Here is an 18119-nt window from a genome sequence, read left to right on the forward strand (position 1 = left end):
CGCTTAAGCCTTTAAGCTTTTCAGTATAAAACTCAGCGTTGCACCTTCATTGGTGACGCTGAGTTTTGCTTTTTGGCCCATGATAATTGCGCGGTTGTCCGCATCATGACCTGCCGGAAAACCGGAGCAAACAGGATAGTTCACATCACCCATGGCCGCTTTGATCATAGCATGTGCCGTTTGCCCGAACGGGTCTTCATCATTCTTGTCGTGCATGTCCGTCATGTGGCCGATCACCAGCCCTGCAAGGTTCTTGAACCACCCACTGTACTTCAGGTTCTGTAACATGCGGTCCAAATGGTAATTGAGCTCATCCAGATCTTCCAAATACAGGATCTTTCCCGCAGGATCGATATCGAGTTGAGAACCTCTTAATGCATAAAGAATGCTGAGGTTGCCTCCTACCAGTTGACCTGTGGCTTCGCCTGTGCGGGTCAATGCATCTTTCGTTCCAGCGGTATCAAATTGGTAACTGATCTCTTCTGCCTCACCGAACAACGCAGCACGCAATGTTTCTCGGCAGGCTTCGGTCTTTTTCGCGATCATGAACGGCATCTGTGCGTGAAGACTTGCCACACCCAGATCGTGTAAGGCATTGTGCAGCACGGTCACATCGCTGAACCCTACTATCCATTTTGGATTCTTAAGTAGCGGTTTTAGATCCACCTTGTCCATAAGGTGTATGGTGCCATAACCGCCACGCGCACACCAGATAGCACGTACTTCAGGATCATTGATCACTGCTTGCAGATCCGCAGCGCGTTCTTTGTCAGTACCGGCTTGCTGGAAATGCTTGCGCCCAATGCCCGCTCCCAGCCTTACACGCAAGCCCCAACTTTCTGCCAACGCAATACCATCTTTCAATTCTTCAGCATTTATGGCACGCGCAGTAGGAATTATTGCAATGAGGTCTCCTTTGCGCAACGGTTTTGGGGTGATCACATTCATGGAGCGAAGGTCGCATTTCGAACGAGATCATTCCGCATTGATCCCGCAATTACCAGCGCCCTACTTTTGCGCCACATTCGTTTGCTCTTAGATCGATCCCCGTGAAACAACCAGCACGTTATACCCTTACCGCCGCTTTACCATATGCGAACGGGCCTTTGCATATTGGACATATCGCTGGTGCTTATCTGCCTGCCGATATTCATGCACGTTGCCTGCGGTTGCAAGGCAAGGAAGTTCTGTTCGTTTGTGGTAGCGATGAACACGGAGCAGCGATCACTATCCGAGCGATCAAAGAGGGTACAACACCGCAAGAAATTGTGGACAAGTACCACGCGATGATGCAGAAGGCGTTCTCTGACTTCGGGATAGACTTCGACATCTACCACAGAACAAGCAGTCAGTTGCATAAGGAAACTTCGCAAGCGTTCTTTCTGGAACTTGAAAAGAACGGGGTGTTCACACAGAAAGAAGAACAACAATATTTCGATCCGGAGGCCAACCAGTTCTTGGCCGATCGCTACATCATGGGCACTTGTCCTAATTGCGAGAATCCTAATGCCTATGGTGATCAATGCGAGAAATGCGGTAGCGCACTTAGCCCGAAAGAATTAAAAGATCCACGTAGCACGTTGAGCGGAGCCAAACCGATCCTGAAGCCAACAACGCACTGGTATTTGCCCATGGAGCGTAGCCAGCAGTGGATGGAAGAGTGGATCAATACAGGAATGCTGGATTCAGTACAACAGCATGATGCGAGCGAATGGAAACCGCAAGTGCTTGGCCAATGCAATAGTTGGTTGAAGGAGGGCCTTCGTCCACGAGCCATGACGCGTGATCTGGATTGGGGCGTGCCTGTTCCATTGCCTGGAGCCGACGGTAAAGTACTTTATGTATGGTTGGATGCTCCGATCGGATACATCAGCGCCACGAAGCAATGGGCGTTGGATCAGGGTTCCGGTGCGGGAGAGTGGGAGAAGTGGTGGAAGGCAGATGATACCCGACTTATCCACTTCATCGGAAAGGACAATATCGTTTTCCACTGCATCATTTTCCCGATGTTGCTGAAGTTGCACGGTGGTTTTATTCTTCCGCAGAACGTGCCCGCTAATGAATTCCTGAACCTCGAAGGACAGAAGATCAGTACGAGCCGGAATTGGGCGGTCTGGTTGCACGAGTATCTGGAACGTTGGCCGAATAGACAGGATGAAATGCGTTATGCCTTGGCGACGATCCTGCCTGAGTTCAAGGATGCGGAATTCACATGGAAGGACTTCCAGGACAAGAACAACAACGAACTCGTTGCGATACTCGGGAATTTCGTTCAGCGGATCTTTGTGTTGTGCAATAAGTACTATGATGGTAAGGCTCCAGAGCCTGGTGCAGGTCCAGAACAAGATGTTGAGTTATGGGCCGAATTGAATGTGATCCCAGAAAAAGTTGCCGCAGAGAATGATCGGTTCCGATTCCGTGAAGCATTGGCCAGTGCCATGCACGCGGCAAGGATCGGGAATCGCTATTTGACCGAAACTGAGCCGTGGAAATTGGAAAAGACCGATCCTGAGCGCACACGAACAGTTCTGTACAATGGCTTACGGATCTGCGGCTTGTTAAGCGTTGTGTTGGAGCCGTTCCTTCCGCATACCACAGCAAAATTACGCGCCATGTTGGGGCTGAAGGAGCTAGTGTGGGACGATGCGTTGCGTGCTGACCTGATCAAGCCGGGTATGCCATTGGCCAAGGCCGAACACCTTTTCAAACCGATCACGGATGAAGAGATCGCCGCGGAGGTTGAGCGTTTGCACGCAACCTCTGAAGCGAATATGGCCACCGCGAATACTGAACCGAAAGATCCTGTTCCAACGCCTATGGAAAAAGCCCTTGTAGCCAAAGCGAATATCACGTTCGAGGACTTCACCAAGTTAGATCTGCGCGCAGGTACCATCATTGCAGCGGAGAAGATCCCGAAAGCAGATAAGTTGCTGAAGCTCTCGATCGAAGTGGGTGAGCCTACACCACGGACCATCGTTAGTGGCATAGCAGAGCATTTTGAGCCAGAAGCGATCGTTGGCTCGCAGGTACTCGTTCTCTGCAATCTCGACCCACGGAAAATGCGCGGTGTCGAAAGCCAAGGAATGGTGCTGATGGGTGAAGATGCCCAAGGGAAATTAGTGTTCGTGCAGCCCAGGAGTCCGGTTCCGAACGGATCTGAGATCCGCTAGTTGCCGCGCGCGATCATTTCGGTGTACAATGTTTCATAGCGACGTGCTACGGTTGCCATTTCGAACCTTTCCATGGCAATGCGCCGTGCATTGGCAGAAATAGCAGCAGGGTCCGGGTTTTCCAGCACCCAACGAATACAGGTAGCAAGGTCATCGGCATCGAAGGCTTTGGCCAATGCTCCGTTCACATGGTGATCGATCATGTCCTTGTTACCGCCAATGTCAAACGCAACAGTCGGTGTTCCGCACGCAAGACTTTCCACGATCGTATTGCTCAAATTCTCTTGTAAGGAAGGTACGATAACCACATCTGCGGCATTGTATAGAATGCACAAGGTAGTATCATCGTGCAGGCGACCCAAGTAGTGGATCGGATGCCCAAGATCGGGTGGTTGTTCCGGGCGCGACGCACCGAATACGGCAAGTTCCACGCTGTCTTTAGGTAATCTGCGAAGTGCTTCACTTACATGTATGAATCCTTTGCGTGGATCCGCAGTGGCATTAACAGCTCCGAAAAGAACCACAGGTTTATCTACCGGAAGACCAAGCAACTGTTTGCAGAATTGCTTATCGATCGGTTTAAAGACCTCTGTGTCTATCGGGTTTGGCAAATTCACCACGTTGTGGTCTTTCAATAGTGTACTGGAACGGGCAGAATCCGCCATCCAACGACTGAGTCCAATGATCGTCAATTTCTTGTTCGCATAGGTTTTTTCCTTGCGCCGGAAGATCTTTCGGCTCAGGTCATTCTCATCGGTCGACCCCAGAACAGGGCATTTGCCGCATCGATCCGTATACCGTCCGCACTCACCATCGTAGTGGCATCCACCAGTGAACGGCCACATATCATGCAAGGACCAAGCAATCGGTTTGTTGATCCTGGCAATATCCTCTATCCGTAACATGCCGCCGTTTATCCAGTGGAAATGCACCACATCGGCATCGCTCGCATTGATCTTATCCACCATGCCGGAAAAGGGAAGCCAAGCTGGTGAGAAGATCTTGCCTTTGCCCTCGGGGTAACGATTCACGGGTATAATGTCAATGCTCGGACGCACTTTGGACATTACCTTATCGAACGTGCTTACCGGACCTTGTACCCATCGATCATCACTTGTTTTGCTTTGCACCATTAGCTGGGAGCCAACGCCAATAAGCCGTAAGCCTTGATGTAAGCGGAACGCGGCACGCGCTGCACCTCCTTCGAGATCGGCAGAGTTAATGATCAATACGTTCATGAATTCGAACGCATGGCCATTGACCATCGGTACAGTCGGTTCATCGCTTTTGTAGTGATGCTTTTTGCTGAGAAGACTTTTTTATCCAACCAATGCTCATAGGCTCTACCCGGCAATTCAGGGGCCAATGGGAATTTCACATCAGCCCTTGGAAGCATTGCATTGGTGTCGTGCGGATTATCCGTATGCGTGGCATTTCCTGCAAATCCGATGTTCGTGATCATGTTCACGTGAGGGTATAGAAAATCCTGCTCGTGCAACTGGCACATGAAGTTGAATTGGAAGTCCCACGTATCCAACTGTCCCTCTTTTACACCATCGAATACCATTTTAAGGTATTGCTGGGTTGCTGAAGGCTTTACGGCCAAACGTGGGAAATCATTGATGTTACCCGTCCATTTCTTTACATCCGGGTCATAGTTCTTCCACACTCGCCGCCAGCTGGCCCAGCCCCATATCAATGGATACCCGATACGACCGAACGTGTCCGGTTCATTCTTGCTCTTCAGTGGTCGGAAATCGGCCGTAATTCCTGCTACGCTCTCGTCGTTCGCGTAGCGTTGCAAGAGTGTTTGGCAGAACAGATAGAAGGTTGGGCTTATCAAGCAATCATCCTCTAGAATGATCCCCTGCTCCTCTTTACTGAAGAACCAGGTAATTGCACCGCTAACAGCTAGTTTGCATCCAAGGTTGGTATCGCGGAACAGCGTGTGTACCTCACACGGCCAATCCACTTTTTCAAGGATCGAACTTCGAAGACCATCAACCAACTCGGCTTCGCCTTTTTTGCCTGGTCGAGGACCATCACTTGCTATATAGAGCCTTGGTGGACGTGCATTGCGTATAGCCTCAAAGACCTTATCCGTAGTATCCGGCCGATTGAATATCAGGAATAACACAGCCGTCTCCAACGGTGAAGATGCTGTATCCATGCTCTTGGTCATATGGTATTGCTCAATTTCGTTCTACACTAAGTATTAGACCTGTGGAGAGCATTGGTCCGACCATCGAAACCACAAGAAATTACGTTCCTGTGGTCTGCGAAGTTCATACTTAATCCTGCGTTTGTTACGGTAAAATGGTGACAAGGTTCCACCAATCGGTTGTGGATGGATTCGGGTCTGCCCCGATTATCAGCTATTCCCCTACTTTTGCCGCCCGTTTTAGCTCGTCCAATTCGTGCGAGGTAAAGGCCCCATAGTTCAATGGATAGAATAGGAGTTTCCTAAACTCTAGATCCAGGTTCGACTCCTGGTGGGGTCACTAGTCTCGGACGGCTTGCATACCATTCCATTCCATTGGCTGGCCGATACTCTTCCCGGAGTGATCCGTCAGCATTACACGCTTAACAACTTCTTGTGTGAAAATGAGCGTGTTCCCACTGAAAAGATGCATGCGTCAGATCCTACCTTCGGCGTTGCCGTATGTGTACGCGGCTAACGTCCTTTTTCTGTTCCATGCGCATTGCCGTTGTCATTCCATGTTTGCTATTAGCGGGTTTAACCGCTTTCGCGCAACCGCCGAACAATAGCTGCGCGACGGCACAAACACTTTGTGGGCAACAACCTGTGGGAGGTAACAATACTGGACCACCGGGGATCCCTGGCCTATGCACGAATACGAATAATGTGGTCTGGTATACGTTCACGACCAACTCACTTGGTGGCGTGTTGGATGTGGATATCACTGGGATCGACTGCCCGCAAGTGGCCAACATGGGCAATATGCTGACCGCCCTGATCCTCAGCGGAGATGGATCGTGTACACTTTCCACGTTCAGTGCAGTGCCGCCATGTGTTTCGGATTCACAGGATTTTTCATTCACTACCCAAGCACTGAATCCTTCGACACAGTATTGGTTGACCGTTGCCGGTGCCCCAAATGGTGGTGCAACAACTCCGGCCCAATGTGATTTCACCATCGACGTGAGCGGACCCGGTGTGGATATCGTTGGCGTGGATTATTCGGCTGGTTCAGACGTTGAGATCGGGCAGGGAGGTAGCACGCAATTGAATGCGACCGGACCAGCTGGAAGTACGTTCATATGGTCTCCGACAACGGGCTTGAGCGATAACAATATCCCTAACCCCATTGCAGCGCCTACTGGTTCAACGACCTATACGGTAACCACCACGACCAACGGTTGTACCTATGTTGACCAAGTAACGGTGAATGTCATTCGGTTAATAGAACCACCGAACACCCTTACTCCGAATGGTGATGGTTTCAATGATACTTGGGAGATCCCGGGAATCAATGATTACCCCGGTGCTGAAGTAGTGATCCATGACAGGTGGGGCCAGATCGTGTACAGGGCTATTGGGTACCGGGAGCCATGGGATGGCACCAATAAGGGGAAAAAACTTTCAGAGGGTACGTACTACTACAGCATCAGACTGAACCAACTCCAAGGGCAGAGTGACCCGTATCTGGGCTTTATCTCTATTGTGCGATGAGGGGTGCTTTGATAGTGTGTATCGTAATGCTTGTTGGGACAGTGGGGTGTGCCCAACAACTTTCGCAATACACGCAATACGTGTTCAATCAATTCAGTATTAATCCGGCGGTAGCGGGAAGTAAGGATTGTTTGGATGTGAGATTAGGGTTCCGGCAACAATGGGTAGGACTCCCCGGTGCGCCTACCACAGGATGGGCAAGTTTGCATGCGTCATTGAAAGGTAAGAACAAGCCATTCCAGAATAACAAGCATGGCATTGGCATGTTCGTGGAAGCGGATCAAGCCGGAAATTGGGGGTATACCCGATTTCTTCTTGCCTATGCCTACCACATTCAAATGTCGAAGGATTACTACATGGCCTTGGGCGTGTTCGCAGGAGTGCAGCAAATGAAATTTGATGTGGGCGAAGCGTTCCTGAGCGATGCTGGAGATCCTGCACTCGACGGTAAGGCCACGTCGCTGGTCGTCCCGGATATTTCACCAGGTATCTGGGTTTACGGAAAGCGATTCTGGGGTGGACTGGCATTGCAACAAGCATTGGGTAATAAGATCAAGAACATCGGGACGAGTTCCAAATTGGCCCGTCATTTCAAACTCAGTGCTGGCTACCGATTCAAACTGGGTACGAAGATGTCCTTTACACCGAGCACCATGTTCAAGGTAGCAGAAGGTTCACCGGTAGCGTTGGATGTCAACGCAATGATCGAGTGGAACAGGGTCATCGCCTTGGGTATTGGTTACAGGAACGGAGATGCATTGACCTTAATGATGAAGGTAGGATTCCTGCAGTTCTTCCAACTCGGTTATAGTTATGATGTTACAACTTCACGATTGCGTGAAGGTAGTTCCAATACACACGAGATCATTCTGGGAGTTACGCCCTGTTCGAAAGCAGGTAAGGATAAACGAATGATCAACTGCCCTGCATTCGATTAGGTAAAGAACAAAACATGAAGCGGATCAATAACACGATCAAGACCGCACTGCTCCTTTTGCTTGCAACGTTTTCCGTTGCGGTTCATGCTCAGACCCTTTATTGGGTTGGTGGCAATGGATCATGGAATGATGCCGGGAATTGGAGCGCCACGGAAAATGGCATCGGGGGCGCAGGTGTGCCGCGTATTCAGAACGATGTCGTAATAGCACCTCAGGCTAATTCCGTTCTAACGATAAACGGTGTTGCATGGTGCGCGGGACTGCATGTGTATGGGTCGCTTGCGCGCGTTCGTGTTGAAGGGGATAGTGGTTCGGAGATCAACGTTGCAGGAGGTTGGTCCGCAATGGGTGATGTTCAATGGCTTCATAGCGGAACGGTGAACTTGATCAAACAACATGGTGGGGAGATCCTCGACCTTCGCGGAACGCCGATCAACGCTACTGTTAGTTGTGATGCAAGTGGATCCTGGTCCATGCAAAGCGACCTTGTGCTCACGGATCGTGACCTTCGTTTGAACCATGGAACATTGATCACCAACGGCAATAAATTGGAGGCGAGAGCATTGATCCAACAACGGAGAAGCAGCGGCCGGTTACTAGCCAACAATGGCATTGTGAAATTGAATGAAATGCCGGATGACGTAGTGATCCGCAATTCCATTGATCACGACAACGCACTGCTTATTGTAGCCGATGTGCAAGTTCCATGGGGACCTGTGCTGAACGGCGATGATAGGGATATCAGCGTTTGCGCTACCGGACCTGGTCAAACTCCGTTCACGATCAATGCTACGGTAACCAGTAATTACAATGGATTCGGTGTGCGTTGCAGAGGAAATTGCAATGCGACGGTCACTGTTTCAGTAACCGGCGGCATTGGTAGTTTTACCTACAGTTGGTTGGGTGGTCCGCAAACGCAAACATGGACAGCAGCATGCGGTGGACCGCAGATCGTGATCGTGACCGACCAAGGACAAGGGGTTTCATGTGCTGTTCAGGTAACCGTTTCTGAACCGCCGCCGCTGGGTGTGATCTTCTTTGGACAAGGAACGCCACCTACTTGTGCGAATTTTTGCAACGGAACGCGCACCGCGTTGGCCGTAGGCGGTGTACAGCCTCCTGCATATAACTGGAACAATGGCGCCGGCACGGGTCCTTCATTCAGCCAACTCTGTGCAGGTACCAATACGCTGCAGGTCACCGATCTGAATAATTGCACGTTCGATACGGTCTTCGTATTCAATCTCCAGCCGATCATTCCAAACCTTACCAGTACGGATGTGACCTGTTTCGGGAACTGTGACGGTACCGCTCAGGTTGCTCCGGTTGGTGGCACAGGGCAGCTAACATTCAATTGGGGTCCGGGCACCATTACGGGTCAAGGGACCAATAGTGTAAGTGGATTGTGCCCTGGAAATTACAACGTAACACTGACAGATCTGAATGGATGTGATACCACGCAGGTCTTCACGATCGGCCAACCAGCGCCGATCGTTCCAGCACTTGTTACGTTCCCTGCAAGTTGTTTCGGACTATGCGACGGAGCTGCAACCGTTAGCCCAGGTGGTGCTGCTGGTGACTACAGTTTTTTATGGAGTCCAGGAGGACAAACAAGCTCAACAGCGATAGGACTTTGCGCACAAGCCTATTCCGTATTGATCACCGATACGCAAAGTGGTTGCGACACTACGATCGTGTTCACCATCGATTCACCAACGTTCATTGATGCACAAGCAACGATCGAGGACGCTTCATGTGCAGGCGAATGCGATGGATCGATAGTGCTTACTACAACGGGTGGGTCTGGCGTGTTTTCCTATCTGTGGGCACTACCGCTTGTAAATACAAGTTCCAGTGCGATCAACCTCTGTGCTGGAACCTATGCCGTAACCGTTTCGGATAACTCCGGATGCGATACCACCTTGACATTCATCGTAAATGAACCGCTTCCCTTGGATCCAATTCTTACAACCACCGATGTTTCCTGTAACGGCATTTGTGATGGAACAGCCAGTGCGTCCGTTTCCGGCGGGGCGGGTGGATTCATTTATCTCTGGACACCGAACGTAACAGGCCAAGGAACTCCGAACGCTATGGATCTCTGCGCCGGACCGCATAGTTTGTTGATCACCGATATGAACGGTTGCGATACATTGATCAACTTCATTATCAATGAACCATTCCCACTTACTGCAGTGCCTTCACAGACCGACATTACTTGTGGAACAGCGTGCATTGGTGCTGCCGGAGTTGTCCTAAGTGGCGGCACTACCGATTATGAATATCTCTGGACCCCTAATGTGAACGGGCAAGGCACGGCCAATGCTACGGACCTCTGTGCCGGGGTTTATAGCGTGTTGATCACCGATGATAACGGGTGCGAACTAGTGGTTCCATTCACAATATTGGATGCCGTTCCGATCACACTATCGTTACAAGTAACTCCTGTTTCTTGCCCAGGTGATTGCGATGGTACAGCAGGTGTGATCGCTGCCGGTGGTGCTGGAGGATTCGTTTATGATTGGCAGCCGGACCCAACCGGAACGCTTCCAGGACAAGGCACAGCGAACGTTACAGGTCTTTGTGCGATCGCATATTCTGTAACGATAACCGACATGGCGGGTTGCGATACGACGATCGCTTTCACGGTACCTGCGCCGGACCCGATCAACGTTACATCCGTTGTGAGCGATATATCCTGTTCGGGTGATTGCGATGGGTCGATCATCCTCACTACAACGGGTGGTGACGGAACGTTCACTTATGTTTGGACACCACCGATCACGCCATCAACAGGAAGCGCTACGGATCTATGCGCTGGCAGTTATTCGGTAACCGTTTCATCCGGTGGATGTGATACCACGTTGGTCTTTGAGATCGATGAACCTGTTGCGATCGATGCGACGCTGACGACGACCGATATTGCATGTGCAGGAGTTTGTAGCGGGTCTGCTTCTGCTACGGCATCAGGAGGAACAGGCATACTTACGTATACATGGGCACCCGATCCGATCAACGGTCAAGGGACCGACACGGCTACTGACCTGTGTGCCGGAAACTACACCTTGACCATTGCAGATGCAGCTGGATGCGATACGGTTATTGCATTCACCATCCTCGATGCGCAACCGCTTGTAACGTCACTGGATATAGTGCAGACTGATTGTGGCGGAGTTTGCAATGGGTCAGCTACCGCAGTTGTGCCCGGTACGATCGGGAACGTGACCTACCTCTGGGAACCAGGAACCATCACGGGCCAAGGAACTGATATGGCCACAGGCCTTTGCGCCGGTCCGTACACGCTCACGGTAACGAGCCCGAATGGTTGCGATACCACTGTGCAATTCATCATCGGCACGCCATCCGGTATCGATGCGATCCCTGCGGTTACTGATGTTTCCTGCGGAAATGTGTGCGATGGTGCGATCAGCGTTCCAGCCACAGGCGGTACGGGTATGCTTACTTATGTCTGGGCGCCAACACCGATCAACGGCCAAGGCACACCCAACGTGACCGATCTCTGCGTAGGGAGCTATACACTGGTGATCACCGATGCTGCTGCTTGCGATACAACCCTACTGATCGATGTGGGTGGCGTGGATCCGATCGACCCGAACTTGACACTTTCGCATGAGACGTGCTACAACGGGCCATGTGATGGTACCATAACGGTAATGCCGACAGGAGGTACAGGTATCTATGAATACCTGTGGACACCGAACGTGACAGGCCAAGGAACATCGGAAGCAACTGGACTATGTCCCGGTGATTACAGTGTTACCATTTCTGATGTGGGTGGTGGATGTGACACAACGGTTACGACAACTATCCTTCCTATTCCGATCCTGAGTTTTGATGTGGAAGTTACCGCTGGGTCTTGCGCGAATGAATGTGGAGGAGAGGCGCATATTGATCCACTTTCGGGTAACGCACCTTTCCACTATCAATGGATCCCAGCTCCAACAATTGGTTCGGATACTACCGATACTGGAATGGGGCTTTGTGCCGGAACGTACATTGTGAACATCTCGGAAGCAGCGGGGTGCGATACGGCGATCACGATCATCATTACTACTGCGCCACCGATCATTCCTGATCTGACGATCACGCCGGAAACCTGTGCGTCACCTTGCTCCGGATCTGCTACCGTAGCTCCAACCGGCGGGCAAGGAACCATCATTGCGGATTGGCAACCGGACGCGAACATTGGTGGCCAAGGAACATATACCGCCACAGGCTTATGCGCAGGCACGACCTATACCGTTACGCTCACTGACAGTACCGGATGCGATACGACGATCACATTCAATGTGGATCCATTCACCGATATTCTGGCAAACATCAGTAGCACACCAACATTGTGTTCGGATACCTGTAATGGTACTGCAACGGCTGGCCCGACCGGTGGTACGCCGCCCTATACATTCTCGTGGAGTCCAGAACCGGGCGGTGGTCAAGGAACGCCAATGGCCACCGGTCTTTGCCCTGGTTCATACGACCTGTTGATCACGGATAGTGTAGGTTGTCCACACACGGAGTCCGTGTTGATATTGGGCCCGGATCCAATAGTGGATAACGCGGTGGTCACGCCAATTTCATGCGGCGGTGAATGCGATGGAACAATAACATTGAATGCAACGGGAGGCGATGGAACGTATCAATATTCATGGAGTCCGAATGTGATAGGACAGGGTACGGGAGCGGCCATTGACCTATGCGCTGGAACGTACAATGTTACAGTTACGGATGGCAACGGATGCGATTCGACCTTCACCTACGTCCTGATCGAACCACCTGTTCTGGTAATTTCTACATCGAGTACGAGTAGTCAATGTAGTTTGTGCGTGGGAACAGCCACGGTGCAGATCTCAGGAGGTACACTTGGTTTTGTAATTGCATGGACCGATGCGCTTGGGAATAACGTCGGGTCGACAGCAACACTTATCGACCTCTGCGCTGGCATCTACACGGTTCTTGTCACGGACACGAACGGTTGTTCTACACAATCGACCGTACCGGTGAGTGATGAAGATAGCGAAGTGTTGACCACTGCAAGTGGAGTCACGTCCTGTACCAATTCATGTGATGGTATAGTATCTGTCTCTTATGTATGTAGCGCACCGCTGTGCACTGTGCTTTGGACAGATGCACTTGGTAACGACCTGAATCAACCTACGGATCAGGCAACGGGATTATGCCCTGGAATCTACTACGTGCAAGTGACCAACGGCAACGGATGCGTTTCGATCGATACGGCATTCGTCACGCCACCAACAGGACTGATAGCGAACATCAGTAGTGTGCCGGTGAGTTGTTCCGGTGAGTGCAATGGAGAAGCAACAGTTGGCGTTAGCGGAGTGTCAGGTCCATTCACGTTCACCTGGAGCCCGGAGCCTCCGCCGATCAACGGTCAAGGGACACCATCCGTTACGGGTTTGTGTGCTGGAACCTATTCGATCTTGATCACATATGGTGCTGGCTGCGATACGACAGTAAGTGTATTGATCCTGGAACCATTGCCATTAGCACTAGCGCCAGTTGTAACCGACGTTTCGTGTAATGGAGATTGCGACGGAACCATTGCGCCAACTGCGCAAGGAGGCGACGGTAGTTACACCTACTTCTGGACGCCTGTTCCACCGAACGGACAAGGTGTGCCAATAGCGACCGGACTCTGTGCTGGAGATCATATTCTGACCGTAACGGATGGAAATGGCTGCTCGATCACGGACACGATCACGGTCAACGAACCTCAACTATTGGAAGTGACTGCGACCAGTACAATTAGTAGTTGTCCTGCTTGCGATGGCACCGCTAGTGCACTGGTTGTTGGTGGTACTCCGCCGTTCAACTTCAGCTGGATGTTGAATGGTACTGAAATAGGTACGGATCAGAATGCGGTGGATCTCTGTGGAGGCCTGTACAACCTTACTGTGACCGATAGCAGTGGATGTACAGCACAGTTGCTGGTCCCTGTTCAAAATGCTAATGCGGAAACGCTCACCATGATCAACGGTTTCACGAGTTGTGCGAACGACTGTGATGGGATCGTAAGTGTGGATTATATCTGCAGCGCTCCGATCTGTACGACCGTTTGGTACAACGCGGCCGGTGACTCTATTGCGAATACGCTTACTGTAAGTGGCCTTTGCCATGGCGATTACTTTGTTGAAGTGACGAACGCGAATGGTTGCATCGCGATCGATACGGCGCAGGTTCTACCATCAACCACGTTGACGATCAACATCACGAACACACCGCCAAGCTGTCCAGGTGATTGCGATGCAACGGCTACTGTTGGAGCCATGGGAGGAGTTCCGCCCTATACGTTCGTATGGAATGATCCCAATAACCAAACGACGCCACAGGCCATTGATCTATGCGCAGGTACGTATGCGGTGTTGATCACCGATTCAACCGGATGTGATACCACGGTCACCGTATTGATCCAGGATCCATTACCGATCACGATCTCCGGTGTTGCCACGGATATACTTTGCAACGGGGTCTGCGATGGAACGATCACTACGCTAGTGTCAGGTGGTACCGGAACGCTTACATACGCATGGTCTCCTGACCCGGGGAATGGACAGGGTACGAACATTGCATCACAATTGTGCGCTGATTCATACACGTTGACCCTTACCGATGCGAATGGGTGCACCGCCACACAGACATGGACGATCAATGAACCACCTGCTATTGTCCTCTCCGCAACGAGCATTCAAAGCGAATGCGGTATTTGCAATGGCAGTGCGGAGGTAGATGTAATTGGTGGAACGCCGGGCTATACCTACCTCTGGACATTGGGTGCCGCGATCTATGGAACCGATAGCATATTGGGTGGTGTGTGTGCTGGTCTGTATTCTGTTCTGGTAACGGATGATAATGGTTGCCAAGCTGCACTGCTGGTGCCTGTTACGGATATCGATGGCGAAGTGATCACCGCTTCCGGCGATACTACAACGTGTGCAAATACATGCGATGGAACCGTGAATGTCGATTTCGTTTGCTCGGATCCAAGTTGCACGATCGCTTGGTTCGATGGGGCAGGAAATGATCTCCTACAGAACACGAATACCGTTTCAGGTCTTTGTGCAGGTATGTATTTGGTTCAGGTCACCAATGCTACCGGTTGTATCACGTTGGACACGGCCTTTGTTACAGCTCCGCCTGATCTGGTCCCGAACTTGAGTACCACGCAGGTCAGTTGTTTCGGGGAATGTGATGGTTCCGCAACGATAGCACCTACGGGCGGAAGCGGTGAGTACGATTATGTTTGGAACCCGCCACCTGTTGGACAAGGAACTCCGCAAGCCACGCAGCTGTGCGTTGGTTCCATATCAGTAACGGTTACCGATACAGTGACCGGGTGTAGCACGCTGTTCAGTGCACTGATCCTAGGGCCCGATCTGTTAACTGCCAATATCATTGCCACGAACCCTTCTTGCAATGGCGTTTGTGATGGAACCATTTCAATTGATCCGCAAGGAGGTACGCCCGGTTATTCCTATTCGTGGTCTGATCCATTATTGCCGGATACCAGCAGCTTGAATAGCTTGTGTGCCGGAACCTATGATGTGACAATTACGGACCTGAACGGATGTGATACAACAATTACAATTACGTTGATCGATCCACCTTTTCTGCAAGCTCAGTTGGACTTGATCAATAATACTTGCGCTGGTAATTGCATCGGTTCCGCTATGGCAACCATCAGCGGTGGTGTGCCGCCCTACACTCTTTCCTGGACGGATCAAAATGGAACACTGATCGATCAGGATACGGTCATGATCGGTTCGCTCTGCGCCGGAACCTATCAATTGATCATTATCGATTCCGGTGGATGTCAGCTTCTCCTGCCGTTCGGTATTACTGAGGGATCCGCGATCGATCCGGCTCTTGTATTCACCAACGAAACATGTGTTGGACCGTGTGATGGTGCAGCAACTTTGTCTGCGACAGGTGGCACAGGTACACTGACATACTTATGGGAACCAGGTGTCATTACGGGGCAAGGAACGAATACGGTAACCGGGCTTTGTGCGCAAGCATATACTGTTACGGTTACGGATTCATTGGGTTGCGATACCATTGTTGCGTTCACCGTTCTTCCTTATGCTCCGATCGATCCGAATGTGGTACAGCAGGATATTCTTTGCAATGGATCATGTGATGGTAGCATCGTGCTCGCCCCGACAGGTGGATCAGGTGTGTACACGTATGCTTGGACAGTACCGAACGGTCCTATACCGAACGAGGCAACGGCTTTATGTCCGGGAGTAATAAGCGTTACGATCGATGATGGAACCGTTTGTGATACGACATTGATCTTCTCAATAAGTGAACCCTCTGCCGTGACCATTATCATTGATACTGTGGTGGATGCAAGTTGTCTTACTGCGACGGACGGCCTCATCAATTCGACGATCGGCGGAGGAACCGGACAAACTGTGATCGCTTGGCAAGGGCCTAACAATTTTACTTCCACTTCGGAGGATATTGCGAACCTTGCCCCTGGGTCGTACACCGTGACAGTGACCGATGATAACTTGTGTACAGCGACAGCTACTGTTACGGTGAATGCACTAAGTCCAGTGCAGGCCGATGCGGGACCGGATGTGATACAATGCACAGGGACGATCACGCTTCTGGACGGTTCCGGAAGTACAGGTGCGACGTCGTACTTATGGACCGACGATCAGAATATTGAAGTAGGAACATCCGCAGTGATCGATGTTGGTGTGTTAGCTCCAGGATCCCATACGTTCACATTGACTGCAATTGATGGTCCGTGTACATCGACCGATCAGGTAACGATAACGGTAATTCAGTTGCCGATCGCCGATGCAGGTCCGGATCAATTTATTTTCTTGAGCGGAACCGTAACGTTAGGAGGATCACCAACAGGGCCGAACGGTTCTTCGTACATCTGGGTTCCGGATTCAGTGCTCTCAAGTAACGGCGCTTCAAACCCTGAAGCGGAACCTAATGTAACGTCGTGGTTCACCGTAACGGTCACCGGACCGAATGGTTGTGTCGCAGTTGATTCGGTACTCGTCACTGTGTTGCCGGACGTGGTATTCCCATCTGGATTCACGCCGAACGGTGATGGGTACAATGAATACTGGCAGATCGACTTCGTGGATAAATTCCCGCAGATGGAAGTTGAGATATACAACCGTTGGGGGGAAATGCTGTTTGAAAGTGTTGGATACGGAACACCGTGGGATGGAAGGTATAATGGTGGATACGTGCCAGTGGGTACGTACTACTATGTGATAAAGCTGAACGACCCGTTGTTCCCTGATGCTTACACAGGCCCATTAACTGTGATACGATAACGCCATGATGAACCTAAGACATATCCTAGTGGGAATCCTGACCTTGGCGTTGAATGGCGCCATTGCACAACAATTACCTCAGCTTTCCCAATACCAGTTCAACGATTATATCATCAACCCGGCCGTTGCGGGAAGTCGACCATTCTTTGAATTGCGTAGTGGCCATCGCACCCAATGGGTGGGCATACAGGATGCTCCACGCACGTTTACGCTCAGCGGCGCAACGCCGGTAGGTGAGAAAATGGGTATTGGTGGCTACATCTTTACGGATAACGTTGGACCAACAAGACGCACTGGTGTGCAGTTCTCATATGCGTATCATTTCAAGATAACAGGTGATCTGAAGCTTTCATTTGCACTTTCCGCAGGTATGCTCCAGTTCCTGATCGATGGTTCCAAGATCGATTTCCATGACCCCAATGATCCAGTCATCGACGATCAGTTGCGCGGCGGTATTAAACCCGATGCCAAATTCGGGTTTTACCTCTACCATCCTAAATTCTGGTTGGGTGCAACGGCTCCTCAGATCCTTGGTAATAAGATCACGTTCTTGGAGAGTTCCACCAGTAGTTTGAGTCGACTGCAACAACACTATTATGTTTCTGGAGGCTATCGCTTCTTCTTGGGTGATGATTGGCGGATCGAACCTTCTTTCCTTTTGAAGTACGTGGACCCGGTACCACTCAAAGTAGATCTTACGGCCACGATCAAATACAAGAATGCGGTGTGGTTGGGTGCATCCTACAGAACGAATGATGCGATCAGTGTAATGCTCGGTTATTGGCACAAGCAGACCTTTCAGTTCGGCTACTCATACGATATGATCACGTCCAACTTACAGAACTACAGCACCGGTTCACACGAAGTGATGCTTGCCATAACGATCGGGAAAACAAAGAAATCGGTGCCTGCAGGCGGTGAGTAATTCGTTCTTCGCGGTTGGATCTAGTTGAATTCACGAGTGCCCAGGAAG

General features: G+C 50.9%; 8 protein-coding genes and 1 tRNA gene. 6 read left to right on the forward strand and 3 right to left on the reverse strand.

Annotated elements, in window-relative coordinates; genetic code table 11:
• Positions 1–3 precede the first annotated feature (3 nt).
• Complete coding sequence (locus tag IPF95_05750) at positions 4–948, reverse strand: LD-carboxypeptidase (protein MBK6474199.1); 945 nt, start codon at positions 946–948, stop codon at positions 4–6.
• Positions 949–1049: 101 nt separating this feature from the next.
• Between IPF95_05750 and metG the strand changes: the two genes are divergently transcribed.
• Entirely contained in the window at positions 1050–3170 is a 2121-nt protein-coding gene (gene metG, locus IPF95_05755; GenBank protein ID MBK6474200.1) for a methionine--tRNA ligase, read from the forward strand.
• Here metG and IPF95_05760 read toward each other — a convergent pair.
• Both IPF95_05760 and IPF95_05765 read right to left on the reverse strand, forming a co-directional pair.
• The gene (locus tag IPF95_05760; protein ID MBK6474201.1) at positions 3167–4408 is read right to left on the reverse strand and encodes a glycosyltransferase family 4 protein; all 1242 of its coding nucleotides are present in this window, start codon (positions 4406–4408) and stop codon (positions 3167–3169) included. The genes metG and IPF95_05760 overlap by 4 nt on opposite strands.
• Entirely contained in the window at positions 4405–5352 is a 948-nt protein-coding gene (locus tag IPF95_05765; protein ID MBK6474202.1) for a hypothetical protein, read from the reverse strand. Before IPF95_05765 ends, IPF95_05760 begins: the two co-directional genes overlap by 4 nt.
• Positions 5353–5599: 247 nt before the next feature.
• On the opposite strand from IPF95_05765, the gene IPF95_05770 reads away from it, so the two are divergent.
• From IPF95_05770 to IPF95_05790, 5 genes are all read left to right on the forward strand, one after another.
• Positions 5600–5671 (forward strand) — tRNA-Arg (locus tag IPF95_05770).
• 194 nt (positions 5672–5865) lie between these two features.
• Positions 5866–6864 carry a gliding motility-associated C-terminal domain-containing protein gene (locus IPF95_05775; protein ID MBK6474203.1) on the forward strand — a complete coding sequence of 333 codons (999 nt, stop codon included), beginning with the start codon at positions 5866–5868 and terminating at the stop codon, positions 6862–6864.
• Positions 6861–7802 carry a type IX secretion system membrane protein PorP/SprF gene (locus IPF95_05780; protein ID MBK6474204.1) on the forward strand — a complete coding sequence of 314 codons (942 nt, stop codon included), beginning with the start codon at positions 6861–6863 and terminating at the stop codon, positions 7800–7802. The genes IPF95_05775 and IPF95_05780 overlap by 4 nt, the downstream gene beginning before the upstream one ends.
• Positions 7803–7816: 14 nt before the next feature.
• Positions 7817–17146, forward strand: coding sequence for a gliding motility-associated C-terminal domain-containing protein (locus tag IPF95_05785; GenBank protein MBK6474205.1), 9330 nt, complete (start codon positions 7817–7819; stop codon positions 17144–17146).
• Between the two features lie 4 nt (positions 17147–17150).
• A complete protein-coding gene (locus IPF95_05790) occupies positions 17151–18071 on the forward strand; it encodes a type IX secretion system membrane protein PorP/SprF (protein ID MBK6474206.1) in 921 nt (306 codons plus the stop codon).
• Positions 18072–18119 lie beyond the last annotated feature (48 nt).

This window comes from Flavobacteriales bacterium (assembly GCA_016704485.1).
In the GTDB taxonomy this organism is placed as follows: Bacteria; Bacteroidota; Bacteroidia; order Flavobacteriales_F; family PHOS-HE28; genus PHOS-HE28.

Bases quoted from the DNA above. Each gene is read 5' to 3' on its own strand.
- IPF95_05775 (MBK6474203.1), top strand. From the start codon at position 5,866: ATGCGCATTGCCGTTGTCATTCCATGTTTGCTATTAGCGGGTTTAACC.
- IPF95_05760 (MBK6474201.1), bottom strand. From the start codon at position 4,408: ATGAACGTATTGATCATTAACTCTGCCGATCTCGAAGGAGGTGCAGCG.
- IPF95_05785 (MBK6474205.1), top strand. From the start codon at position 7,817: ATGAAGCGGATCAATAACACGATCAAGACCGCACTGCTCCTTTTGCTT.
- IPF95_05750 (MBK6474199.1), bottom strand. From the start codon at position 948: ATGAATGTGATCACCCCAAAACCGTTGCGCAAAGGAGACCTCATTGCA.
- IPF95_05765 (MBK6474202.1), bottom strand. From the start codon at position 5,352: ATGACCAAGAGCATGGATACAGCATCTTCACCGTTGGAGACGGCTGTG.
- IPF95_05780 (MBK6474204.1), top strand. From the start codon at position 6,861: ATGAGGGGTGCTTTGATAGTGTGTATCGTAATGCTTGTTGGGACAGTG.
- IPF95_05790 (MBK6474206.1), top strand. From the start codon at position 17,151: ATGATGAACCTAAGACATATCCTAGTGGGAATCCTGACCTTGGCGTTG.